Raw genomic sequence first — 23,187 nt, 5'->3', positions numbered from 1 at the left:
ATACAAAAGTGGTTATTATAGTTTTTATTAAGAAACTTTACGGTAATTTAAGTTTTGCATTAGTTTTATAGATATTTATACTGATTTTGATATGGTTAAGGAACTATTAATAAAAGGGATTTTACTTAAAATGAACAACGCAAAATTCAGCAATCCATTAGGTCAGTCTATAATTATGGGCGCTTTAATGATGTTAACCAGCGTTGGGGTTATTACAATCATGAACTTTTTCTAAGATTTAAGATTTCTCATTTTAGAAATAAGACTTCATATAGTCCCGCTCAAAACTGAGTGGGACTTTTACTTTTTTCATCCAGATCGATCGGTGTGTATTAATTTTCTGCTATCACTTTCGGCAGAAAATAATCCAGAAGCCGTGTTATTACGTAGTTTTGCACTCAGAAAATTTAGAATAGGGATGCGATCGCTATTTCCTTATTTCCTTTAACCTAGTGCCCGACTGGCGCTTTCACTCCTGCACCGCCTTTACCCAGGAATAATAATAAAGGTAATGAGCAAAGAAATCCTATGCCTACGACTCGAAAGCAATCTGCGTAAGACAAAACAGCAGCTTGAATATCTACTGTTTGACTCAATAAAGCTAGTGCTTGTTGTTGTGCTGTTGCCGCATCCATACCTTGGCTTTGAAGTGCCCCATTGAGCAAGTCAAGACGTTGATTGGTTTCTGGGTCATAAGGGCTAAGTTTTGCTAATAGGATAGCTCGATGAAAAGTCTGTCTTTGGTCAAGCAGAGTAGTAAGTAGGGCAATGCCAATACTACCACCTAGTTGTCGAGTCAGGTTGTAGAAACCAGAACCAGCAGAAATATCTTTTTTGGGTAGCGGGCCTAAAACTGCCAAACTCAAAGGGAGAAACATAAATACAGTAAAAGCTCCGCGCCATACCAATGGCCAAAATAAATCGTCTGTGCCGCTTTGTGGAGTAATTGCTGCCAATTGAAACATAACTCCAGATGAACCGACAGCGCCGATCGCAATTAAAAATCGGGCATCAACTATACTAGTTAGCTTGCCTAATAAAACCATCCCGATGGCAGACGCTAAAGCCCCAGGTGCTAATAATAGTCCTGTTTGTGTTGCCGTAAATTGCAGCACACTCTGAGCAAATATCGGCACAGCAAAGAGTGCGCCATAAAGCCCCATACCCACCACTGCTGAAAGAACGCTTCCCGCAGCTAAAGAACGGTGGCGCAAAACTCTCAAATCCACAGCCGGGTGATCTGTTTTCAGTTCTCGCCAAATAAACAACCCCAAGCCGATAATACCGAGGATAGTCAGAGAAACGATGAAACTAGAGGAAAACCAATCGTCTGTTTCCCCTTCTTCTAATACAGTTTGTATGCTACCCACAGCCACGATTAAAAAGCCAATTCCCCACCAATCAACAGCTTGGTTCTTTGTATCGCTCTTTTCCTTATTTTTTGGCAAAAACGCCAAAGACATCAGGACTGCAACGATCCCAAAGGGAATGTTGACAAAGAAAATCCAGCGCCAGCCTAAACCATCTACTAAAAATCCTCCTAATGTTGGGCCAATTGCTGGCCCAGCAATTACACCCACGCCAAAAACTGCTTGGGCCAAACCTTGTTCAGCTGGGGGAAAAGTCTCGAACAAAATCGCTTGAGCTTTCGCTAGCAATCCGCCACCGCATAAACCTTGGAGAATTCGAGCCGCAATCAACATCGGTAGATTGAAGGACAGCCCACATAAAATAGAGGAAATCGTAAAACCAACTAGCGAGAAGATAAAGTAGGTTTTACGCCCAAAGTAATCTCCCAACCATGCAGATAAGGGAATTAAGACGACGTTAGCGATCGCATATCCGCTAACTACCCAACCCACTTCACTGACAGTTGCGCCCAAAGTAGCTTGGATATCAGTGAGAGCAACGTTAACAATACTAGTATCAATTACTTCTAATATTGCACCAAGAGAAGCCGTAAATGCGATCGCCCACTTCAATGGGCCGTGGACATAACCAAATTGGTCAAAACTAGAACCTTTAATGTTGATAGCCATTATTTAGCACAAATAATATTTGGGAGATGTCGAGCAATGCCTTAGCTAAAATTAAGTATTGTATATATACGCTACGGTAGCGTATCATAAAAAAACGGTCAAGAGAGTTTTTTCTGAAAAGTCGCAGAAATACCTATGCTAAAGATGGATGGTCATTGCTGCTGTTTTAGTGCGTGAGAATTGGGTTATAAAGCTTATTTGTTTCCCAGAAGCGATGTTCTATGCCCAACAGTGGAGTAAATGACCAAAAAGATATTGCTTGGGGATGATATTTTTATGAGTAAGCAAATCAACAGCACCTCTGGACGCCCACGCAGCATCTACGCCGACCAAGCGATTCTGCAAGCAACTTTGGATCTGCTTGCAGAGGTAGGATATGAAAGCATGAGTATAGAAGCGATCGCTTCTCGTGCTGGAGTTGGTAAAACAACCATTTATCGGCGTTATACTTCCAAAGAAGAACTAGTTGCAGACGCGATCGAAAGTCTCAGAGATGATTTAGCGATCCCCGATACCGGCAGCTTTTGGGGAGACATGGATATCCTGATTAAGAATGCCGCCAAAAAAATAGATAGTCCCCTTGGTCGTCAGACACTTGCGCTGATTGTTAGTACAGCGTCTAGCAATCCTCAATTTGCCGAGGTCTATTGGACAAAATATACAAAACTCAGACGTGAAGCCTTTTCTAAAATACTTAAACGTGCCAAGTCCAGAGGCGAAATTCACAAGGACGCAGACGTAGACTTAATTATCGACCTTGTAAGCGGTTCACTATACTATGCACTAATCTTCAAACCCACAACCGAGCCAGTAGAAGCATACATGCGCCGCACCATGAATCTTCTCCTCAAAGGTATTGGGAATGGGGCATAGGGCATTGGGAGACGAGGGAGACGGAATAACCAATGCCCAATGACAAATGACAACTTGTTAGCAAAATAACTTTTCATCATCGGTCATAAATGAGATGATGGAGAAATTAGAGAAAAAGGTGAACAATTGTTATTTTTCTCCTTCCGCTTCTGGTTGCAGAATGGCATCACAGTATTGAATGAGAGTTGTCAAGCGATCGCTAATCGTTTGAAGTCTCGTTTGTACAGTAGATGCTTGCCGCGCTCCTTGCAAAAACATCACATCTATTTCCAACAGGCGCAATTGCTTGCTCATCTCCGTTTGATAAGACTGCACTCGCCAGTTTTCATCAGCCAAAGGCACAATCTGCTGCCCGAAAAATTGCTGCAACGTGGCTACACGCTGCCGCAGTTCTGGCGCAGCGATTTGGGTAGTTGTGGCATCGGAGCGTAATTGCTCTAACAAAGTTACGAATGCCAGATATTTCTCACGGTTTAAAGACATCCAGTGCTAGTTAAGATAGTATTAATGTCAAGTAATTTTTCTTCTACAATAAACTTTCTTAAAGACTTATCAGCACTAAAAGCCTCAAATCGTAATTTGGGGCTTTATTTGCCATCAATGGATTTTCTTTAACGATCCTTGAAATTCAAACTGGATGACTACCACTGGCAATTGGAGAATCGTCCTTACACTGCTTTTTTTACCCGTCTTTGGGCAACAGCATCTTTATCAGGGCGATGCTGCTAGTTTTATTTATCATTCACTTATCTACCGATCCATTCAAACCCAAATTGTATGAGCAGTATAGCGATAAATTCATCAGTTGACCTTGCCATTCCCGAATGGTTAAAAAAATGTTTGAAGGAGTCATCGACAACTAGCGGTGCAGCAGAAGATGACCGAAGACATAATGATGCCGTCTTAATTGGTCGAGCATTTGAATTTGCTTACCAACTGCATGAAGGTCAATACCGCAAATCGGGAGAACCATACATTGCTCATCCCATTGCTGTGGCTGAATTGCTGCGTGACTTGGGAGGCAGTGCTGCTATGATAGCAGCTGGATTTCTCCATGATGTCGTTGAAGATACAGAAGTTACAAGTCAAGAAATAGAAGAACGCTTTGGCCCAGAAGTGCGGCAATTGGTCGAAGGTGTCACCAAGCTTTCTAAAATCAATTTCACCAGCAAAACCGAAAGCCAAGCCGAAAACTTCCGGCGGATGTTTTTGGCAATGGCGCAAGATATTCGGGTAATTGTGGTGAAATTAGCAGATCGTTTGCATAATATGCGAACTTTACAATATATGTCAGAGGCCAGCCGCCGCCGCAGTGCCCAGGAAACGCGAGATATATTCGCACCCTTAGCCAATCGCTTGGGGATTTGGCGAATTAAATGGGAACTGGAAGATTTGGCTTTTAAGTATTTGGAACCGGAAGCTTACCGCCAAATGCAAGAGCATGTTTCTGAAAAACGCACGGCGCGAGAAGAGAAATTGGCTAGAGCTACGAAGATGTTGCAAGAGCGTTTGCAGCAAGCCGGAATCCACTTTCAGGAGATCAGCGGTCGCCCCAAGCACCTTTATAGCATTTATCAAAAAATGCACCGCCAGCAAAAGGAATTTCATGAAATTTACGATTTGGCAGCGCTGCGAATAATTGTTCAAACCAATGAAGAATGCTATCGGGCGTTGGCGGTGGTTCATGATGCTTTTCGCCCAATTCCTGGGAGATTTAAAGACTACATTGGACTGCCAAAACCTAACCGTTACCAGTCGTTGCATACTGGGGTGATTGGATTAACCGGCCGTCCTTTAGAAGTGCAAATTCGGACAATCGAAATGCATCATATCGCCGAGTATGGGATTGCCGCTCATTGGAAGTATAAAGAAACAGGTGGTTCTAGCATTAGCCATTTGACAGCGACAGATGACAAGTTTACTTGGCTGCGGCAACTGCTAGAATGGCAAACCGATCTTAAGGATGCCCAAGAATATCTTGATAGCGTCAAAGATAATTTATTTGAAGATGATGTCTATGTCTTCACCCCTAAGGGGGATGTTGTGCCTTTAAGTCCCGGTGCTACCACTGTAGATTTTGCTTATCGCATTCATACAGAAGTCGGAAACCACTGTTCAGGGGCGCGGGTGAATGGGCGAATGGTGCCATTGTCAACGCGGCTGCACAATGGCGATATTGTAGAAGTTCTCACCCAAAAGAACTGCCATCCGAGTTTAGATTGGTTGAACTTTGTCAGAACTTCGGCAGCGAAATATCGGATAAAACAATGGTACAAGCGATCGCGCCGGGAAGAAAATGTCGCCCGTGGACGGGAACTGTTAGAAAAGGAACTGGGTAAAACTGGTTTTGATAGTCTGCTGAAGTCGGATGCGATGCAGATTGTCGCCGAAAAGTGTAACTATCACAGCGTAGAAGATTTACTTGCCGGTTTAGGTTACGGAGAAATTACGTTGAACCTAGTGCTAAATCGCTGGCGAGAAGTAGCAAAGGGACAACAAACAGCTGCTACTGTGTCACCATTTATCCCCAGAGAACCAGCGACATCAAAAGCTTTGCGAGATGCACCTCCAACTACCTCACGATCCAGTGATTCGCCAATTATTGGGGTAGAAGGTTTGGTATATTATTTAGCTGGGTGTTGTACCCCGATTCCTGGCGAACCAATTATTGGTGTGGTAACGCGAGGTAGGGGGATTTCAATTCATCGCCAAGGCTGCAATAATCTAGAGACTGTGGAATATGAGCGTTTAGTACCAGTTAGATGGAACCCAGCCGCTGAAAATAGTGGTCGTCCGCATACCTACCCAGTGGATGTTCAAATTGAAGCTCTTGACCGTGTAGGGGTACTAAAGGATATTTTGTCACGGTTGAGTGACCAAGGAATTAATGTCCGTCATGCTCAGGTGAAAACCTCTGCTGGTCAACCTGCATTGATCGACTTAGGAATAGATATACGCGATCGCCCGCAGCTAGAGCAAGTGTTCGTCCAAATTAAGAAAATGAGCGACATTTTGAATATCCGCCGCGTTGGTCAAATTGACGAGTAAATACACCTGTAGGGTGCGTTAACGCAGTGTAACGCACCAATTTTAGTTGCGATTTCCTCCCAAGTTTTAAGTTTGGAGTTATGGCAAAGCGACAATCATACCTGAGCGATGGTTTCTAATGGAAAAATTACTGTAAATGTAGATCCTTTTCCTAGTTGTGAATCTACTTTAATTTCACCATCCATTAACTGAACCAATCGAGAGACTATTGCTAAACCTAATCCTGTACCATCAGAACTTTGCACTTGGGGAGCAGTTACTTCCCGAAAATAAGGATTGAAGATTTGTGCTTGAGCATCTAAAGAAATACCAATACCAGTATCAGTAACAGAGATAGCCCACTGTTGTTGAGATACCGTCCAACACTCCAAATGAATTGAACCAGATTCGGTGTAGCGAATTGCGTTACTCAGCAGATTTGTCAGAATTTGCTGAAGCCGAAGAGGATCTGTGATAACCTGACTTGGAGCGCGATCGCATTCAACAACCAAGGATAATTCTTTCGCACGCGCTAATGGCTCAATCATCTCTAAAATAGAGTTGATTAAACTACGGACATCGGTTAGAGTCGGCTGCAATTTCATCTGTCCGGCATCGTAACGCGAAATTTCCAGAGTATCGTTAATTAACCGGACAAGAAGTCTACCACTTTTGAGAACTCGCTCGATACTTTCAAGATTTGTATAGGTGTCTTTGAGTTCTGATTGTTGACGCTGCTGGCGCAGAAATAAGTCTGCGTAACCGATGATTGAAGTCAGGGGCGTTTTCAGTTCATGAGCCAAATGAGAGAGACTATCTTTACTAGCGCGAACCAAACGAGTTAGTTCTTGGTTAGTCAACCGCAACTGACTTTGGAGTTGTTTAAGCTCTTGTAATCGTCCTTGAGTATAACTGTTAAAACAACGAGCGATCGCTTCATCAATTACTGTATCAATCAGGCGAACAGCCCTTAGCACCTCTTGTGCAGATCCCTGTAATAAATCTTCTTCTAAAAAGGAAAAAATCACAAACCTGAGTAAACGATACTCTCGCGCAATTTCCTCTGGTTCAAATCCCTGTTGGGCGCGGAGTGTACCGTGTTCCAAACTTGCATCTACTACTGTCTGCAAATCGCTTGTTGCAGATTCAGAAAGTACTGTTGCTAATGCTGTCAAAACGCGGGGTAAGCTATCCCGTACAGCGTTGAAAGTAAGTTCTTGAGTAGCTTCAATTTGTTCATCTTGGTAAACTGCTTCTACCCATCGATCGAGAATGGCATCACTTTTTGCAATTAGAGTCTGACTAAAATCCATCTTTTGCTCAACTAAACACAGCGAAGCCTATCCCACTAGAGGTAGATTAGTACGTTTGATGTTAGTTCGCACCTGACAGAAGATAGAGGTTAGTGAAAAGAGAGCTTCTTGGCTTATTTCACCATAAATGCAAGAGCGATCGCTAAGAAGACTGTCGCAGAGAAATGAGCGATGCGGAAATTATTACAACGGCAATAATCGCGGCAATGTTTTTTGATGGCAATCATAGTAAGGCTTGCAGCTATATGAAAGACCAAAAATTCATCCTATATGTTAGAAAAACCACGATTTCATCGGCGATTACATAGAATCTCGATGCTAATTAACGATTTGTTTCATCTGGAAGTATATCGTTATCTGTTATATTAGGCTGCTCAGAATTAACTTTGCTTTTCCTCACTCTGAACGACTTTAGCAATCTCTCAGCAATATTGTAGGTTGTTTTTGAAAAAATATATTTTAGCTCATTATCGATGTAGCATATATTCCAGTAATGATTGATGATTAATATTGATTGATTTGCCTATTTTTTCCAAATCCTATGCAACAAATATTTCCCGGAGAAGTATTCGCCAACACTGCGGATTTTGACACTGGTATTCGCCAACTGTTACCGCGATACGATGAGATGTTGGAGGTAATTACCCGTTGTTTAACTTCTACAAGTCGGCGTATTTTAGAATTAGGTTGTGGTACAGGTGAACTTAGTCTCAAGATACTCAACCGCTTTCCAGATTCTCAAGTAATTGCCCTAGATTACTCACCTAGAATGTTGCAATTTGCTCAAGATAAAATCACAGCCGGTGGATATCAACAACGCTGGACTGGTATACAAGCAGATTTTGGCGACTGGGCAAATAATCCAGAGAACTTGGATATTGGTAGCAAATTTGATGCTTGTGTCTCATCTTTGGCAATTCACCATCTCCAAGATGAGATGAAGTTGAAATTATTTGAGCGAATTGCTGCTAGCCTCACTCAAGACGGCTGTTTTTGGAATGCAGATCCTACCTTACCAGAATCACCAGCCTTAGCAGAAGTTTACAAAGCAGCACGAGAGGAATGGGCAGTTCAACAGGGAATTAATTTGACAGAGATTCGCGCTAAACGTGCCACTAGCACTACTCAAGGTTACTCCAGCCAAGACCAGCTAGCTACTTTGGATGCTCATTTCCAAATGTTGAGCAAAGCTGGATTTAAGACAGTTGCAGTACCTTGGAAATATTATGGTCTAGCGGTATTTGGTGGCTGTTTGTGAAAATTTTAGGTTTTGGATGCCTAGATTTGAGATTCTCCTGTCTCCAATAGGCATTTATAGAATTAACAACTTGATAGTAACAAAACAGCAATAAATAATATTATTTCTGTTGATAAGAACTAATATATAAACTCAATAGGCCTGTAAAGGAAGTCTTGCTAACTTACACAAGGGTTTTGACTGAAACTTGCAGTAATTAAGCTGGCTTGGTGTTTTTATACAATATTTCCACATCATAAGTAGCCGTGAGGATACTATCAATCCTCTACAGACCTATCCAAAAATACAGAGTAGAAAATTTTCTTCAGACAAGAAACCAGGAACACGCGATTTGGATTCATTTTTCTGCTCCTTTCTCCAGTGGAGTTAAAGCCACTGTTTGCCATCACTTAGTTTCAAAAGGAGAATATCTTGGATGGCTCGAAATAAAAAGAAATCAGTCGGTTTCAAGCATGAGCAATCACCATACTCTAGATGCCCTATTTGTTGTATTATCCCACCCCATATACTAAAAAATGTCGTGGTGAATGGCAATCCCCAGCAGCGTACTTGGGCATTTCATACATTAAATATTTCGGCACAATTTTTAGGACGAAGAAATGTTGTAGGTAATATCTCGTTTGCGCCTTCTCCCGGTGAGAAACGCCGCACCATCTACGATGCGAAAAATGGGCAGCAACTTCCTGGTACGCTGGTGCGTGCTGAGGGCGATCCTCCCAGCAGCGATCCAACAGTGAATGAAGCCTATGATGCTGCTGGTGCTACTTATGACTTGTTTCATGAGATGTTCGATCGCAATTCTATTGATGATAAAGGACTACGTTTAGACTCCACCGTGCATTATGGTGTCAAATATGACAATGCCTTTTGGAACGGCGACCAAATGGTTTATGGTGATGGCGATGGAGAACTATTTCAACGCTTCACGAAATCAATTGATGTGATTGGGCATGAGTTAACTCACGGTATAACCCAGTACGAAGCAGGTTTACAGTATTATGGCGAACCTGGGGCACTGAATGAGTCATTTTCTGATGTCTTTGGTTCTTTGGTAAAACAAAAGACTAAAAATCAGACTGCACAAGAGGCAGATTGGCTGATTGGTGAAGGTCTTTTAGTACCGACTGTCAAAGGTGTTGCCCTCCGCTCCATGAAAACACCTGGAACAGCATACGATGACTCTGTAATGGGTAAAGATCCGCAACCTGCCCATATGAAAGATAAATATACTGGTACTGAAGATAATGCTGGGGTACATATCAACTCAGGAATCCCTAACTATGCCTTTTATCTAGCGGCTGTTGAGATTGGTGGCTATGCCTGGGAAAAAGCTGGCAAAATATGGTACATAGCTTTACGCGATCGCTTACGTCCTAATGCAGATTTTAAAAAAGCTGCCAACGTCACCATTCAAGTTGCTGGCGAACTCTACGGTAATGACAGTAATGAACAAAAAGCTGTGCGAAATGCTTGGCAAAAGGTAGGAGTTATTTAAAGTTAAAAGTGAGGAGTTAGGAGTTAGGAGGTTTTTCTTAACTTCTAACTTCTAACTCTTAACTTCTAACTTTTTAGATGTGTTGTTTGTTGTTGTTAAACTGGGAGTTGAGAACTATCATCTCCCAGTCTTAGTATGTATTTCAACTAAATAACACAACGGAGAGCAAAAAAATGCGGGTATCATTTGAACGCACGGGCGGCTTTGCTGGAATTACCAAGAAGACAACCGTTGATACAGATACTCTCCCGCCACATGAAGCTGCTACACTTCCCCAACTAGTGGAAGTTGCTGATTTATTTAGGCTACCGGAACTAATTACTTCGCCAAATCCCCAGAGCGATCGCTTTCAATATAAATTAACAGTAGAAGATAACGGCAAGCAGCATACAGTGACTGTCAGTGAGTCAGCATTGCCAGGAACCTTAAGACCCCTAATTGAATGGCTACAGACGATAGCACAGAAAAGGTAAAAAGTAAAAATAATTACTTATAAGTCTCTGAAGCCAAGTAAGTCGCTGAGAATAAATCAAACTAGATTAAGTAAACGTGAGTTCGATGAACCTCTCCCTCCCAACCTCCCTCTCCCACGGTGAAGGCAAAATGATAGTAACGTAATTCGTAATTATGAATTATTTAATTCACTTTTATTAGTTACTCTCAGGGTTGAGTTCGTTGATTTCTTTGCACTTAGCCTCTGCGGCTTGATATGCTGCCAGATAGTCTTGACCACCCAACATCACATCACCGTAATATTCATAAGGTGGATCGCCATAAATTGGCAATGGATCGTCTTCTGGATAATCTTCTTTTGATTCTTCAATGATGGCTTTCAGTTTTTTAAAAGTCAGACTATGTGCTGCAAAATACCAGATTTCTTGAGGATTTTTGTTCAGGTAAGGTAACGTGGGATCGATAATCCGAACATCAGAGGCGTCGTCTAGCTCAATCCAACTGTGTTCGATCGGTCTATATGGCTTCCCAGCAAAAGCTAAAAATCCCTGAATATACCTTGCTCCCTTTGTAGATAATGCTGCTTTATAAGCATTATCAAAGGGAGTGCTAGGTCTGCTGTTTATCTGTTCAGCAATTTTGATTGACAGCGTTTCATCCAATAGTTTGTTCATCAATAGCAAGGATTAGAGCAGCCATAAAAATATATTACCACTACGACTTACCATTTTGCTTAGGCATTGGGAGTTGGTTATTCACTAATGACAAATGACAAATGACAAACTCTACTTTATGCTAATCACCATCTGTAAGTTCATTAACAAGTCGCTTGAAGTGTAGGGCTTGGACAAAAGGGTTTTGACACTATTACCAAGGTTTTTAATCATTTCATGATTGGAGGCTAATCCACTAACACCAATAATTTTGATATCTGGATTAATTTTTTTCAATACATTGATAGTTGTTGGGCCATCCATATATGGCATCATCATATCAACCAACACCACACTAATTTCTTGTTGATGTTTTGTATATAGTGCGATCGCATCAATACCATCACTAGCCACTAAAACTTTATAAGCATTTTGTTCTAACCAGGTTTGAGTAACCTCTCGAATTGAATCTTCATCATCAACAACGAGAATTAATTCTCCATGTCCTGCTGGTAATTCCTGATATCTAGCTAATTTACTATCTGCTTCGATTGTTTGCGTTACGGGTAAGCAAACTTGAAACTCTGTACCTTTGCCCACTTCACTAACTACATTTACAAAACCGCTGTGGCTTTTGATAATGCCAAGGACTGTTGAAAGACCAAGCCCTGTACCTTTACCTACTTCTTTTGTTGTGAAAAATGGCTCAAAAATTCTATCTATTATTTCTTTTTTAATTCCTATACCTGTATCGCGCACGGTAATCATCACATAAGAACCCGCCTTAGCATCAATATTCATTCGGGCATAATGGCTATCAACCCAGAAATTCTTCGCAGAAATCTTGAGGATACCGCCATGAGGCATAGCATCACGAGCATTAATGCAGAGGTTCATCAGTACTTGGTGTATTTGAGTTGCATCACCAAAGACATCCCACAGGTTTTGCCCAGGAACATCAATGTGGATTTCAATAGCTCTGGAAAATGTTTGCTTAACAATATTTTCGATTTCTAAAATTGAATTCCGTATCTGTAAAGTTTTAAAGTTACCTACAGATCCGCGGGAAAACCATAGCACTTGTTTAACTAAATCTGCTGCACGTTTAATATTTGTTTCCATAATTGTCAGCCATTTCTGACTTGTTTCATCCGGCAGCTTTGCCTCTAAAAGTTGTACTGTCATCATTATCGGCGTCAGTGCATTGTTGAGATCATGGGCGATGCCACTTGCTAGAGTGCCAAGACTCTCCATCCGTTGGGCCCGGAGAAACTGGGCTTCAAGTTGCTTTTTCTCTGTGATGTCGGAGTTGACAATCAGGATGGATTTGGCTTGCCCACGATCGTCATTCACTAGTGTCCAGCGACTAGCAACAATGATTTCTTTGCCTTGTTTTGTGACTTGATATAACTCACCTTCCCACGCACCACTCTCAGCTAAAGTTTCTTGGATGTTTTTCAATTGCCAAAAACTTTGCTTTTGATAAAAAAGCTGATTAGCATTCTTGTCCACTACTTCTTCTGCCATCCAACCGTAGAGATGTTCAGCCCCTTGATTCCAAAATTGAATTTGGTTAATCAAATTTTGAACGATAATCGCATCTGTGGTGATGTTAAGCAAAGCAGCTTGCTCGCGGATTTTCTGTTCTGCATCTTTGCGTTCCCGTAGCGCAGCTTGCTGTTCGGTAATATCAATTACAAAGCCCGCCATTCGAGCAACTTTACCTGTAAAGTCTAAAAAGATATACCCATTGTTCTCAACTGTGATATAACTGCCATCTTTACGACATACACGAAATTCAAGATGGAATCGCTCTTTTGTGGCTAAAACGCGGTTAACCTCTTTTTTAAAGAAACTGCGATCGTCAGGATGAATCAATTCTAACCAGCGGTTCAAACCTCCCAACATTTCAGACATAGAGTAACCTAATATTCGCTCTACATTGCCATCATATTTAATCTCATTGGTATGCAAGTGCCAGTCGTAGAGAATCTGACCACTTGCTTGAATTAGTGCTTGATAGCGATTGTTCCACTCATCTAATGCATCTGAATGACATCGTAGTTTTTCCTCTACCCGCTGGCGCTCCAAGATTTCGATCTCTAAACGCTTATTTTGCTCTGTGAGTTTTTTTGTGAGGTTCCGTAAACGTAAATGGGTATTTATCCTAGCTAAAACCTCTTGAGATTCTAAAGGTTTGGTAATGTAATCTACAGCCCCAAGATTCAAACCTTTAACTTTATCTACCTTGTCACTCATGGCAGTTATAAATATTACAGGAATATCTTGAGTGGCTGGATTTTTTTTCAAAAGTCTACAAGTCTCAAAACCGTCGATTCCTGGCATTAATACATCCAGTAAAATCAAGTCAGGTGAAGCATATTCTGCCATATAAACGGCACTTTGCCCATCTTCAGATACTAAAACTTGAAAACTGTAATAATCTAAAAAGTCAAATAATACTTGTAAATTAACAGGAGTATCATCGACTATTAAAATAATAGGTTTTTCATTTGTATTAACATTCATACTTGCCTCTTATTAAATTTATTTAAAAACTTCTATAATTGATTTTGATTTTTATTGAAAATAAAATCTTTAAAATACTTACGTAAAACTACAGGTGGTAGGGGCAATTCATAAATTACTCCTATCTAAAAATCAGGGTTTCAGCTATTGTTTGCGTAACTTCTGTTTTAGCAACTTGATGAATATGTGTGGCAGATAGCACTCGATCGCCTACTTGTTGGAATGGCAAAAATAATTTTGCTATTTAAGATATTTCTTGGCTGATTTGAGATACAATACTTTCTGCCAATTTTTTTAGATACACACAAATTTTAGACTTAAATTAAAAATATTTTATTAAATAAAAGTAAACTATTTCCACAAAATAGCGGTTTCCAAGTGATGAAGTATATATAACAATCTTGAAGCATTCGTGAAAAACAAGATCCTCGGTAACTTTTACGAAGTCGGGGATCTACGGGTTGCAACTCTCACAAATCAAATACTAGTCCTATATACCTCATTTTTATTAGAAAAAGCTATATAGCGATCGCACTTTTATTCTCTTTCCAAAAACAAATATATATATGGAAAAGTTAAGGGCGCACAGCTAGCTGCGCGCCCTTACCATGTTTATCTATAAAAATCTATGGGGTTGTGGAAGGATCGAGTTTTAGCCGAGCCGTTTTGGGGTGACAAGGGCTTCCCCAACAAACCTGTCCAGAAGGCATATTAGTAAAAACACTACTCCGAGCGCCAATTACAGCATTAGCCCCGATTTGCACTCCTGGCCCAACAAAACAATCTGCCGCTACCCATGCACCATTTTCAATGGTGATACTCGCTGTTTTCAACCCAAAGGCAGGATCTTGGAGATCGTGAGTACCAGTACACAGGTAACTTTTTTGGGAAACTACGCAATGTTCGCCGACTTCGATCCGATCGAGGCTATATAAAACTACGTTATCTCCAATCCAACTGTAGTTACCAATGGTAACTTTCCAGGGGTAGGTAAAGCGGGCTGTGGGTCGAATTAATACACCTTTGCCGATACGAGCGCCAAATAATCGTAACAAAGCACAACGTAGAATATTTAACGGTTGAGGAGTGAGAGGAAAGGCGATCGCTTGTACAAACCACCATAATAAAACATACCAACTTGGACGCCCCCGGTCAAACCAAGATTGGTCATATTTGCGTAAATCTACGAAAGGTTGGTCATTAGTCATTGTTAGGAATCAATGGTCAATAGCTTTGCTTCTGCTTCTGTCCTCCCCTGCTCCCCTGCTTCCTCCTTCGGCGTAATTGCAGTATTTAAGTGACCACCACAGTTGCGTAATTCGTAAAGTTTAACGCCAATTTGATATTCATATTGACTGAGTAAACGTGCATAGATATATCCTGCTTTGCCATCTAAAAAACCGCGTTGAATTATATAAAATAAAACAAATCGCAAAATGGGTTTAAATGGTAGGTGTACCCAGACTTTTTTCAAAAATCTTTTGCGTTGTACGGCATCACCAAATAGATTAGCGCCGATAGTACCGCTATCATCTTTACCTGTAAGAATATTAAAATAAACTCTGGCTTCCCAGTTGGAATATCTATTGTGCCGTTCTAACCAGTGGTAAAGGTCGCGGAAGTCTTCGTGGAGCATATCATTTTTGAGATACCCAACTTTTCCTTGCAAAATCACGTGTTCGTGAACTTCGTTATCACCAGTATTAGGAATATCTTCTGTATTTAGATTTTCGTAGCGACCTTTTTTATGTTGAAATAAACGTAGATTCCAATCAGGATATTTACCGCCATAACGAATCCATTTTCCTAAGAAAAATACGCGGCGGTTGAGATAATAACCTGTATATTCATCATTTTGAATTGCTTGCTCAATTTCTGACCAAAGTTCGGGGGTGATGCGCTCATCACAATCTACAATTAGCACCCATTCATTACGAAAAGGCAAATTATCTAAAGACCAATTTTTCTTTTTAGGCCAGCGTCCATTGAAGTTGAATTGTACGACATTTACACCGTAACTTTTAGCAATCTCAATGCTGTTGTCGGTACTTTGAGAATCTACTACAAATATTTCATCTGCTCTGCTGAGGCTAGTAAGGCAAGCAGGCAAGTTAGCTTGTTCGTTTTTTGCCGGAATTAGTACTGAAACTGGTATTTTAGATGACATATATTTAGGAGTTAGGAGTTAGGAGTTAGAAGTTAGGAGTCAGAATGGACTGGAATACGATTGCGGACTTTAAACCTTTTTCAAATTGTAGATTTGAAGGTCTACAATCAGGTAGTAGTTGAATCCCTAACAGAAAAGCATTCTGAATTCTGAATTCTGAATTCTCCATTCTTCTTTATTTCTTATTTGATGTAGATAAAAGACCCTGAATAGCAGCATTTAAGTAACCAATCTGACCGTAAGCATACACCAGTTTGTCAAACCGTTCTGCTGGATCGGAGAAATACTTTAAAGCTTTATATAAGCCTCGCACAAACCGTTCGCTACCTCGCTGTAATTGAGCGATCCCAGCTTTACCAGCCAGTTGTTCTCGATAGCATTCACTGATACCCTGCCACCAGCCCCGGTTTAAAAACCAGGAGCGTTGGAGGCGTTCTGGGGCTACATTGTGAGCGACGAGTGCTTCGGGAAGATAAGCGACTTGCCAACCACGCTGTAGGGCGAATTCGGTCATTTGCAGTTCTTCGTTAGATAATAAATTTTTCCCCACTCTACCAAGATGAGGATCGAAACCGCCAATTTCTTCTAAGAAACTGCGGCGGATGGAATAATTTAAGCCTCTGGGTGTTAAGCCAGGTTGCTCAATGTAAATGTTACTGTCACCTAAGTCGTATGCACCCAAATTTGCAGCTAGCCCTGGAGATAGCCATCGTGGTTGTTGAATTCCTGGGGGCCACAGGAGAGTGACTTTGCCACCTGCGATCGCTAGCTTAGAATTATTGTAATAGGCAGAATATAAAACTTGTAGCCAGCCTTTACTGGCAACGGCATCGTCATCCAAATAAGCAAGAATATCACCACTGGCTACCTTTGCACCCGTGTTACGGGCGACAGATAAACCAATGGTGGGTTCAAAAACATACTTCAAGCGCGGATCGTAGGTTCTTTGTTCTACAACCTCACGAGTGCGATCGCTAGATCCATTATCAACTATCACAATTTCAAATTCAGCAGCAAAATCCTGTGCTAAAAGACTATCAATTGCAGCCCCTAAATAGGTATCTCGATTGTGAGTACAGATAATGGCAGAGATTTGGATGTCTGGCATAGATTTAATTTTGGATTTGAGATTTGGGGCTTTCCTACGGAATGCTACGCTCAGTCGAACGATTTTAGATTAAAATCTTAAATCCAACGCTATAACTGCTGAGAGTTAATCTAAACCAAAAGTTACCGACCTACCAACCGAGTTTCTTCGGAAATAATCTTTAAAACTTTACGTTTGTTGAATATGACTGTGTAAAACTACAAGAGTTTGCGCCAGTTGACTCAGGCGAGTTTCCAAAGATTGCTTGCGCCCTAACAGTTGACGTAACTTTTGGTAACGAGCGATCGCCATACTAACATTGGGAACCTGATCTGGTGGACATGGACGCGACCAAACTTTACCAGTATCGTCTACACCACAGAGGCGATAGCCAGTAATAGATGATTGATAAGATACTTTTCCACCAGTGGCACAAATTTCTTCTACGTAGTTCATCAGGCGGTCAACTTCTGCATGGCGCAGTGTCGCAGTTCCTCCTGGTTCTGGTTCGGTGGGATTGGATTCTAACCAGCCATTCACAATTGGCCCTTCTAAGTAAATATCCTGAATTTGTTTCAAAATATTTTGCAATTCTATCTGCCAACCGCCGACAGTTTCCTGAATTTCTTGCAATAGATTCATCGCCAATGCTGGATTCGCACCGTGGCGATGGCTACTAAAGGTCGGAGTTTTCAACTTGGGTAGGCTGGGTGTTTTGTTACCATTCTCTTCTGCTTGAAAGGTTTGCACAGATTCATGGTGAGGAAAGAAATTTTGGTCAGAAGGATAATTGTTCTCAGCATTTACATTTAAATCAACTGTTTGTCCTTGTGACTTTACTTCCCCATCTTGAGAGGATGGAATTTGTGTACTTTCTGTAGGTTCGTTAGCTCCGACGCTGATTCTAAAGGAGAAAGGTCGTTTTGTTGTCGAATCAGTTGTTTCGGCAGTAGAGGCAGTGCCGCGATTCCCTAAATCGTGTAGAGTTGCTTCAATGCGTTTTAAGCCTGCGTTCATAAAGACATCCTAAAGTTTGCTGTCCCCAGTAGTATTGAATAATTAAGAATGGGGTAGTTGGGATTTTTGGCTTTTGCCACTTGTAACATCTAATGATGTTGGTGCTAATTTTATCCCTTAAAAGTTATTTGAAACAAAAAATCTCACCCATGAAGTAAAAATGTGGCGATCGATTGTAACCGTGGGTATGTAGAGGAGGCAGGAGATTGGAATTTACGTCTGATGTGAATTAGAAACACCGCTTATTCTATAAGGGTTTCTAGATTCACTCAAAATCATAGTTTTGGGATTACCTATGAAATTACAAGGGTTTCAAAGCTTAATTCACATTAGGCGTAATTTATCTGTTGCTCTCAACCCCATCTAATTCCAATCTACAAAATCGTAGATTTTGGTGAAGGACTTAAACCGCAATCTCACTTGCAATAATAACCACAGGAGGCGACGGCAATATTCCTTCTGCCTCCTGCCTTCTGCCTCCTGCCTCTCTTGTTAAAATACTCAGTAAAAAACTTTGGGTAAAATCATCTTAGTAACAGGGCCAGCACGATCTGGTAAAAGTGAATGGGCAGAAACTTTAGCTATGCAATCAGGAAAAGCAGTTATTTATATAGCAACAGCTACCGATAACCCAGATGACCAAGAGTGGCACCAACGCATTTTAGAACACCAAGAACGTCGTCCCCAAGACTGGGTAACTCTATCTGTACCTGTGGAACTGTCTGCTACCCTCGCTGATGCCAAACCCTATACTTGCCTTTTAGTTGATTCTTTAGGGACTTGGGTTGCTAATCTCCTAGAAGAGGATGAATCTAGCTGGGAAAATACCCTTACAGAGTTTTTAGAGACGGTGGAATTGGTTGCTGCTGATATGCTGTTTGTAGCAGAAGAAGTGGGTTGGGGTGTGATCCCAGCTTATCCCCTGGGAAGGGCGTTCCGCGATCGCCTCGGTTCTTTAGTGAGACAGCTAGCAACACTTAGCGAAACTGTTTATTTAGTGACTGGCGGCCATGTTCTCAATCTCAGCATCCTTGGTTCGCCATTGCCAAATAGAGCTGATGCTGGAACATTCAGAAGTCAAGATTCTTAACTGTTGATTCAAATTAATCCCAAATCCCAAATCTAAAATCTAGAATTGTAATATGGCAACCAAACAAGAAGTTAAAGGATACCTTGCCTACTGGTTTCAGTTGGGTAAGAGAGTGATTACGGGCAACGGTAAGGCAAGCTTTTTGCCCCAATCGGTGCTAAATGGCGATCGCTATAGTCAAGAATTTGAAGAATGCTGGCAAAAAATTATTTCACCGGAATCGGGTGATTGTTACCTTGAGGGTACATACGAAACTATTGCTGAATTGTTGACACCAGTATGGAATCTGCTACCTTGCAGCCGATGCAGTATGCCAGTAGCCGCGCGAAACGTCGGGATGCCAGCGTTGTTATGTCCCTGCAATGATTTACCTAACTGGCCAAATACTGAATTGCCAGCACCGCGAGAGCCAATTAAAACTCAAGACCAACTCCAAATAATTCGCGATCGGCTCGTAAAGAATATTACATAAAAAATTGCTATGGGATTTCCAAATAAAAAAATATCCCACAGTTAACAGTCAGCAACTTCAAGCGGGATAATTTATTTCTTGGAGTTTTCTATAAAACCAATCGCAACTTCAACAACTGTCGAAAAACCAATCTGCTCAATTTCTCAAAAACGCAGGTCTAAAACTCTTTCCACCAGGATAGAGTTAAGACCTGCGTTTTTTTTAGTTGCAGTAGGTTCGTTGTGGCAGGGTAGAATCTAACACGAAGGGATTTTCATTACCTTGGGGTGTTTTAGCGATCGCATGACTGCGTGCTACCTCACCAGCATCAATTGGATCGTCTGCTTGCCACTTACAGAGAGTATTCTTTTGTGCTTCAAAGAAGCTTGCATTTGCCAGTTCTGGGTAGACTGTGCGGAAATAGAAAATTACCCGAGCAATATCTCCTTTTTTCGCCTCCCGTGGTTCAAAGAATCCTCGTTTGAATTCACTGTATTTGTCAATATCCTGCGGACTTGGTTGGAAACTTAGTTCATCATCATCGAGATACCAAGACGTAGTTTGATTATCAGGAATATCTCCAAATGGAAAGTTGGCGCGATCGCTGTTAATTTCTATCCGTGAAGCAAAGAGGTTATGCAAATCGCTTTTTGCTGGGCCTTCAGCTCCCACGCTCTGCGGCCAAACGTGTTCAGCATTGATTCTGTGTCGTGCTGCTTCCTCTCTAGGTTTATCTGAATTTGGGTCGAGCGGAACACTGTAACCAGCGTAGATGTCCGTTATTATACCGCCTTGGTTATCTATTTTGGTGTAGAGTAAATCACGGGCGCTACCATATCCGAGGCTAGCACGAGGGGAGTAAAGGCTATCTAGTTTTTCTAGTAAATCGTCTCCTGTGACACCAGAAAGAATTGTGCCTGGTGTAACTGGTGGTTCAGGACTGCTAACTGGGACTGATGGAATGGGAGTAGTCTCACCAATCGCTGATAGAGTAAATCGAGCAATTACAGGGTCGTGATCGCTGACTGCTCTAGAAATCCCTGCGTTAACGTGAACAGCATTGATCTCAGGATTTCCATTGTTAAACAAATTTGGGGTAATCAGGATTTGGTCAATTTGTTCCTTATTCCCTTGAAAGACATAAGAGAAGCGGTCATCTTGAGGAATTTTGTTTACCAAATTTTTCAGCTGATTTCCTTCAAGGATTTTAATCGGCTGGGAGTCTGGAGTATCGTTTAGATCGCCAAGAACGACAATATTTGCATTTGGGTCAGTAGTTAAGCGATTTTCGACAAATTTGTTCACAATTGTTGCTTGCTGTATCCGCTGCCGATTGGAAGCTGCTCCTCCACTTTTAGACGCAAAGTGATTGTTTATCAAGGCGATCGGAATATCATTGAAAGTAAATTCACCCACTAAAGGTTTCCGACTGTTTAAAAAAGCTGGATCGTCCGCAAAGCGTTCAAGCTTTTGTAGCTTAACTCGTTGAGGATTGAACAAAAAGCCTACCCGAATATTGCCACCTGGTTGGCCTCCATCAAGTCCGTTCTGAGGAGGAATTTCCCGATATTCATAGGCTGGGCCTCCTACAGATTGGATAGAACTGATGAGAGTGTCAGCTGTCAGAGTAGCATCAACTACAGAACTTAACTCAGCTCCATCATTGTCTTGTACTTCTTGCAAAGCAATAATGTCTGGTTTTTCAAGATTAGTAACAATCTGATTTGCCAAAGCTGTAAACTTACCGTTTTTTACATCATCATCGACGTTTCTGGGAGACCTATCATCAACCTTAGAGACGTTTTCCTTTTTAGGATCGAGGTTTTCGACGTTAAAGGTGGTAATTGTTAATTGCGTAGGACTTCCTACTAAAGATGTAACTTGTACACCATGAGCGATTCCTGAAGGAAGCCAGAATACAAGAAAAACGATAAAACATAGTGCGTACAAGATTTTTCGGAAAGAACTCATGAACATTCTCCTTAATTGCAAATAGAGACTTAACTCAGTTGGAGCGCCATTCCGAAGATATGAGAAGCAAAGAAATTGAAGTTTTTCTCAAGCCATTTGACTAAGAAAAACAAGCAAAACAATCTATCTGTTTCAGTCAAAAATCAACTATTGAGTGCAAGCTTATGTTTGTATTAAGAGATGTACTTCGATTCCCAAGAAGAAGTCATAACACAACCAATAATACAGCAGTCATTTGGTATTTATCAACTTATTATCTAGTCACTTGCGGATACTAAATTGTGAGAAGAACATTGCGAGAATAACTAGTAACAAATGCTTTATGCTCCTCAAGAGTGCTGAGTGGGGAATCTTACTTTTTTATTCAGGACTGAGAACGGGCTAAATGCCCCGCCAACGGAACTCGGAACTGTTTTGTCCCATACCCAATGCTCAAATTCCTAAATATTTTGCTTAATAACCGTGCCACTATAGAAAATAGAGCTGCAAATTGAGCAATAGGAAGACTAAAGAACACTGTGCAGATAACATTCTTAGGGACGAGTTCCGGTGTACCCACGCGATCGCGCAATGTTTCCAGTGTCGCTCTGAGATTACCCCAAAGAGCAGAACTGTGGTTATTCGATTGTGGCGAAGGTACTCAGCATCAAATTATGCGGAGTGAACTGAAAATCAGTCAACTCTCCCGAATTTTTATCACCCACATGCACGGCGACCACATCTTTGGCTTGATGGGACTTCTTGCTACTTGCGGCTTGGCTGGCAATGTGGAACGAATTGATATCTATGGCCCACCTGGATTAAATGATTACATTCAATCAGCCTCACGTTATTCCTACACGCATTTTTCTTACCCAATCAAAGTTCACGCCATCCGTCCAGGGATAATTTATGAAGACGATGACTTCACCGTTAGCTGCGGTAATTTGCATCATCGGATTACAGCTTTTGGCTACCGCGTAGCCGAAAAAGACCGAGCCGGACGCTTTGATGTGGAAAAAGCTAAGGCGTTGCAAATTCCTCCTGGTCGGGTTTACGGTCAACTCAAGCGGGGTGAAACAGTTACCCTTACAGACGGACGGGTGATTGATGGCACTCAATTGTGCGGCCCTACAGAAATTGGTCGAAAGATTGCCTATTGTACAGACACAATTTATTGTGATGGTGCAGTGGAATTAGCTCATGATGTCGATGTATTAATTCACGAAGCAACCTTTGCCCATCAAGATGCAGATATGGCTTTCCAGCGGTTACATTCCACAACCACAATGGCAGCGCAAACAGCTTTAGCTGCTGGGGCGCATCGACTGATTATGAGTCATTTCAGTCCCCGCTATGCTCCCGGAAATACTTTAGAGTTGAAGGATCTCCTCAAAGAAGCTCGTGCTATTTTTCCCCGTACTGATATGGCTTACGATTTTATGATTCATGAAGTACCCAGACGACGGGAAGTAGAGTTAACCAAGGTAGGCGTTTAAATTTTGGACTTTCCTGCGGAACCTACGCGTAGCTTGCTTCCCCGGAAGGGTACGGCTACGCTCAGTCTAACGATTTTAGATTTTAGATTTTCTATTGAACGCTTCTAATCTAAAATCTAAAATTAACCAGGTTTTATCTTAGATTTTAATAGTCTCAATCATAAAATCAAGCAAATAAACAGTAGCTTCTTTTTACAAGTAAGTTAATTATTTAACCAAGAATTTACTGTTAACTATAGGACTAGTATTTGATTTCTGAAAAAACTCCGTACATCTGGAGAGATAG

At 41.4% G+C, this 23,187-nt stretch carries 18 protein-coding genes; 8 read left to right on the top strand and 10 right to left on the bottom strand.

Features of this window, described 5'->3' with window-relative positions:
• Nucleotides 1-449 precede the first annotated feature (449 nt).
• Nucleotides 450-2,039, bottom strand: a complete 1,590-nt coding sequence (locus RM368_RS17580; protein WP_322695246.1) for a DHA2 family efflux MFS transporter permease subunit — start codon at nt 2,037-2,039, stop codon at nt 450-452.
• 276 nt (nt 2,040-2,315) lie between these two features.
• On the opposite strand from RM368_RS17580, the gene RM368_RS17575 reads away from it, so the two are divergent.
• Nucleotides 2,316-2,912 carry a TetR/AcrR family transcriptional regulator gene (locus RM368_RS17575; RefSeq protein ID WP_322695245.1) on the top strand — a complete coding sequence of 199 codons (597 nt, stop codon included), beginning with the start codon at nt 2,316-2,318 and terminating at the stop codon, nt 2,910-2,912.
• Between the two features lie 129 nt (nt 2,913-3,041).
• Here the strand turns inward: RM368_RS17575 and patD are convergent, their stop codons facing one another.
• Nucleotides 3,042-3,395, bottom strand: a complete 354-nt coding sequence (gene patD, locus RM368_RS17570; protein WP_322673602.1) for a heterocyst frequency control protein PatD — start codon at nt 3,393-3,395, stop codon at nt 3,042-3,044.
• Nucleotides 3,396-3,689: 294 nt separating this feature from the next.
• Here patD and RM368_RS17565 point away from each other — a divergent pair, with 294 nt between their 5' ends.
• Nucleotides 3,690-5,960 carry a bifunctional (p)ppGpp synthetase/guanosine-3',5'-bis(diphosphate) 3'-pyrophosphohydrolase gene (locus RM368_RS17565; RefSeq protein WP_322695244.1) on the top strand — a complete coding sequence of 757 codons (2,271 nt, stop codon included), beginning with the start codon at nt 3,690-3,692 and terminating at the stop codon, nt 5,958-5,960.
• A 95-nt stretch (nt 5,961-6,055) separates the two neighbouring features.
• Here RM368_RS17565 and RM368_RS17560 read toward each other — a convergent pair whose 3' ends face one another.
• On the bottom strand, nt 6,056-7,252 hold the full coding sequence (locus tag RM368_RS17560) for a HAMP domain-containing sensor histidine kinase (protein WP_322695243.1): 1,197 nt from the start codon (nt 7,250-7,252) through the stop codon (nt 6,056-6,058).
• A gap of 541 nt (nt 7,253-7,793) precedes the next feature.
• Between RM368_RS17560 and RM368_RS17555 the strand changes: the two genes are divergently transcribed.
• The 3 genes from RM368_RS17555 (at nt 7,794) to RM368_RS17545 (ending at nt 10,478) form a co-directional block, all read left to right on the top strand.
• Nucleotides 7,794-8,510 carry a class I SAM-dependent methyltransferase gene (locus RM368_RS17555; protein WP_322695242.1) on the top strand — a complete coding sequence of 239 codons (717 nt, stop codon included), beginning with the start codon at nt 7,794-7,796 and terminating at the stop codon, nt 8,508-8,510.
• Nucleotides 8,511-8,925: 415 nt separating this feature from the next.
• Nucleotides 8,926-10,005 carry a M4 family metallopeptidase gene (locus tag RM368_RS17550; RefSeq protein WP_322695241.1) on the top strand — a complete coding sequence of 360 codons (1,080 nt, stop codon included), beginning with the start codon at nt 8,926-8,928 and terminating at the stop codon, nt 10,003-10,005.
• A 173-nt stretch (nt 10,006-10,178) separates the two neighbouring features.
• Nucleotides 10,179-10,478, top strand: coding sequence for a protealysin inhibitor emfourin (locus tag RM368_RS17545; RefSeq protein WP_322695240.1), 300 nt, complete (start codon nt 10,179-10,181; stop codon nt 10,476-10,478).
• A gap of 177 nt (nt 10,479-10,655) precedes the next feature.
• On the opposite strand, the gene RM368_RS17540 is transcribed toward RM368_RS17545, so the two are convergent.
• The 6 genes from RM368_RS17540 to RM368_RS17515 form a co-directional block, all read right to left on the bottom strand.
• Nucleotides 10,656-11,132 carry a hypothetical protein gene (locus RM368_RS17540; protein WP_322695239.1) on the bottom strand — a complete coding sequence of 159 codons (477 nt, stop codon included), beginning with the start codon at nt 11,130-11,132 and terminating at the stop codon, nt 10,656-10,658.
• A gap of 111 nt (nt 11,133-11,243) precedes the next feature.
• Nucleotides 11,244-13,640, bottom strand: coding sequence for a response regulator (locus tag RM368_RS17535; protein ID WP_322695238.1), 2,397 nt, complete (start codon nt 13,638-13,640; stop codon nt 11,244-11,246).
• A gap of 626 nt (nt 13,641-14,266) precedes the next feature.
• Nucleotides 14,267-14,848 (bottom strand): hormogonium polysaccharide biosynthesis acetyltransferase HpsU, encoded by a 582-nt coding sequence (gene hpsU, locus RM368_RS17530; protein ID WP_322673612.1) that lies wholly within the window; start codon nt 14,846-14,848, stop codon nt 14,267-14,269.
• Between the two features lie 2 nt (nt 14,849-14,850).
• Nucleotides 14,851-15,807: a glycosyltransferase family 2 protein gene (locus RM368_RS17525; protein ID WP_322695237.1), complete on the bottom strand. Its 957-nt coding sequence runs from the start codon at nt 15,805-15,807 to the stop codon at nt 14,851-14,853.
• Between the two features lie 175 nt (nt 15,808-15,982).
• Nucleotides 15,983-16,915 (bottom strand): glycosyltransferase family A protein, encoded by a 933-nt coding sequence (locus RM368_RS17520; protein ID WP_322695236.1) that lies wholly within the window; start codon nt 16,913-16,915, stop codon nt 15,983-15,985.
• A gap of 168 nt (nt 16,916-17,083) precedes the next feature.
• A complete protein-coding gene (locus RM368_RS17515; RefSeq protein ID WP_322695235.1) occupies nt 17,084-17,911 on the bottom strand; it encodes a hypothetical protein in 828 nt (275 codons plus the stop codon).
• 514 nt (nt 17,912-18,425) lie between these two features.
• Here RM368_RS17515 and cobU point away from each other — a divergent pair.
• Both cobU and RM368_RS17505 read left to right on the top strand, forming a co-directional pair.
• Nucleotides 18,426-19,001 (top strand): bifunctional adenosylcobinamide kinase/adenosylcobinamide-phosphate guanylyltransferase, encoded by a 576-nt coding sequence (gene cobU, locus RM368_RS17510; RefSeq protein ID WP_322695234.1) that lies wholly within the window; start codon nt 18,426-18,428, stop codon nt 18,999-19,001.
• Nucleotides 19,002-19,053: 52 nt separating this feature from the next.
• A complete protein-coding gene (locus tag RM368_RS17505) occupies nt 19,054-19,473 on the top strand; it encodes a hypothetical protein (RefSeq protein WP_322695233.1) in 420 nt (139 codons plus the stop codon).
• A 201-nt stretch (nt 19,474-19,674) separates the two neighbouring features.
• Here RM368_RS17505 and RM368_RS17500 read toward each other — a convergent pair whose 3' ends face one another.
• Nucleotides 19,675-21,423 carry an endonuclease gene (locus tag RM368_RS17500; protein WP_322695232.1) on the bottom strand — a complete coding sequence of 583 codons (1,749 nt, stop codon included), beginning with the start codon at nt 21,421-21,423 and terminating at the stop codon, nt 19,675-19,677.
• Nucleotides 21,424-21,941: 518 nt separating this feature from the next.
• On the opposite strand from RM368_RS17500, the gene RM368_RS17495 reads away from it, so the two are divergent.
• Nucleotides 21,942-22,901: a ribonuclease Z gene (locus tag RM368_RS17495; RefSeq protein ID WP_322695231.1), complete on the top strand. Its 960-nt coding sequence runs from the start codon at nt 21,942-21,944 to the stop codon at nt 22,899-22,901.
• Nucleotides 22,902-23,187 lie beyond the last annotated feature (286 nt).

Origin of the sequence: Nostoc sp. DedSLP03, assembly GCF_034530815.1 — a bacterium.
Taxonomy (GTDB): Bacteria; Cyanobacteriota; Cyanobacteriia; order Cyanobacteriales; family Nostocaceae; genus Nostoc.
Note: the sequence above shows the minus strand (reverse complement) of the source record. Positions and strands in the feature narration are given on the sequence as shown.

Bases quoted from the DNA above. Each gene is read 5' to 3' on its own strand.
- RM368_RS17580 (WP_322695246.1), bottom strand. From the start codon at position 2,039: ATGGCTATCAACATTAAAGGTTCTAGTTTTGACCAATTTGGTTATGTC.
- RM368_RS17575 (WP_322695245.1), top strand. From the start codon at position 2,316: ATGAGTAAGCAAATCAACAGCACCTCTGGACGCCCACGCAGCATCTAC.
- patD (WP_322673602.1), bottom strand. From the start codon at position 3,395: ATGTCTTTAAACCGTGAGAAATATCTGGCATTCGTAACTTTGTTAGAG.
- RM368_RS17565 (WP_322695244.1), top strand. From the start codon at position 3,690: ATGAGCAGTATAGCGATAAATTCATCAGTTGACCTTGCCATTCCCGAA.
- RM368_RS17560 (WP_322695243.1), bottom strand. From the start codon at position 7,252: ATGGATTTTAGTCAGACTCTAATTGCAAAAAGTGATGCCATTCTCGAT.
- RM368_RS17555 (WP_322695242.1), top strand. From the start codon at position 7,794: ATGCAACAAATATTTCCCGGAGAAGTATTCGCCAACACTGCGGATTTT.
- RM368_RS17550 (WP_322695241.1), top strand. From the start codon at position 8,926: ATGGCTCGAAATAAAAAGAAATCAGTCGGTTTCAAGCATGAGCAATCA.
- RM368_RS17545 (WP_322695240.1), top strand. From the start codon at position 10,179: ATGCGGGTATCATTTGAACGCACGGGCGGCTTTGCTGGAATTACCAAG.
- RM368_RS17540 (WP_322695239.1), bottom strand. From the start codon at position 11,132: ATGAACAAACTATTGGATGAAACGCTGTCAATCAAAATTGCTGAACAG.
- RM368_RS17535 (WP_322695238.1), bottom strand. From the start codon at position 13,640: ATGAATGTTAATACAAATGAAAAACCTATTATTTTAATAGTCGATGAT.
- hpsU (WP_322673612.1), bottom strand. From the start codon at position 14,848: ATGACTAATGACCAACCTTTCGTAGATTTACGCAAATATGACCAATCT.
- RM368_RS17525 (WP_322695237.1), bottom strand. From the start codon at position 15,807: ATGTCATCTAAAATACCAGTTTCAGTACTAATTCCGGCAAAAAACGAA.
- RM368_RS17520 (WP_322695236.1), bottom strand. From the start codon at position 16,915: ATGCCAGACATCCAAATCTCTGCCATTATCTGTACTCACAATCGAGAT.
- RM368_RS17515 (WP_322695235.1), bottom strand. From the start codon at position 17,911: ATGAACGCAGGCTTAAAACGCATTGAAGCAACTCTACACGATTTAGGG.
- RM368_RS17505 (WP_322695233.1), top strand. From the start codon at position 19,054: ATGGCAACCAAACAAGAAGTTAAAGGATACCTTGCCTACTGGTTTCAG.
- RM368_RS17500 (WP_322695232.1), bottom strand. From the start codon at position 21,423: ATGAGTTCTTTCCGAAAAATCTTGTACGCACTATGTTTTATCGTTTTT.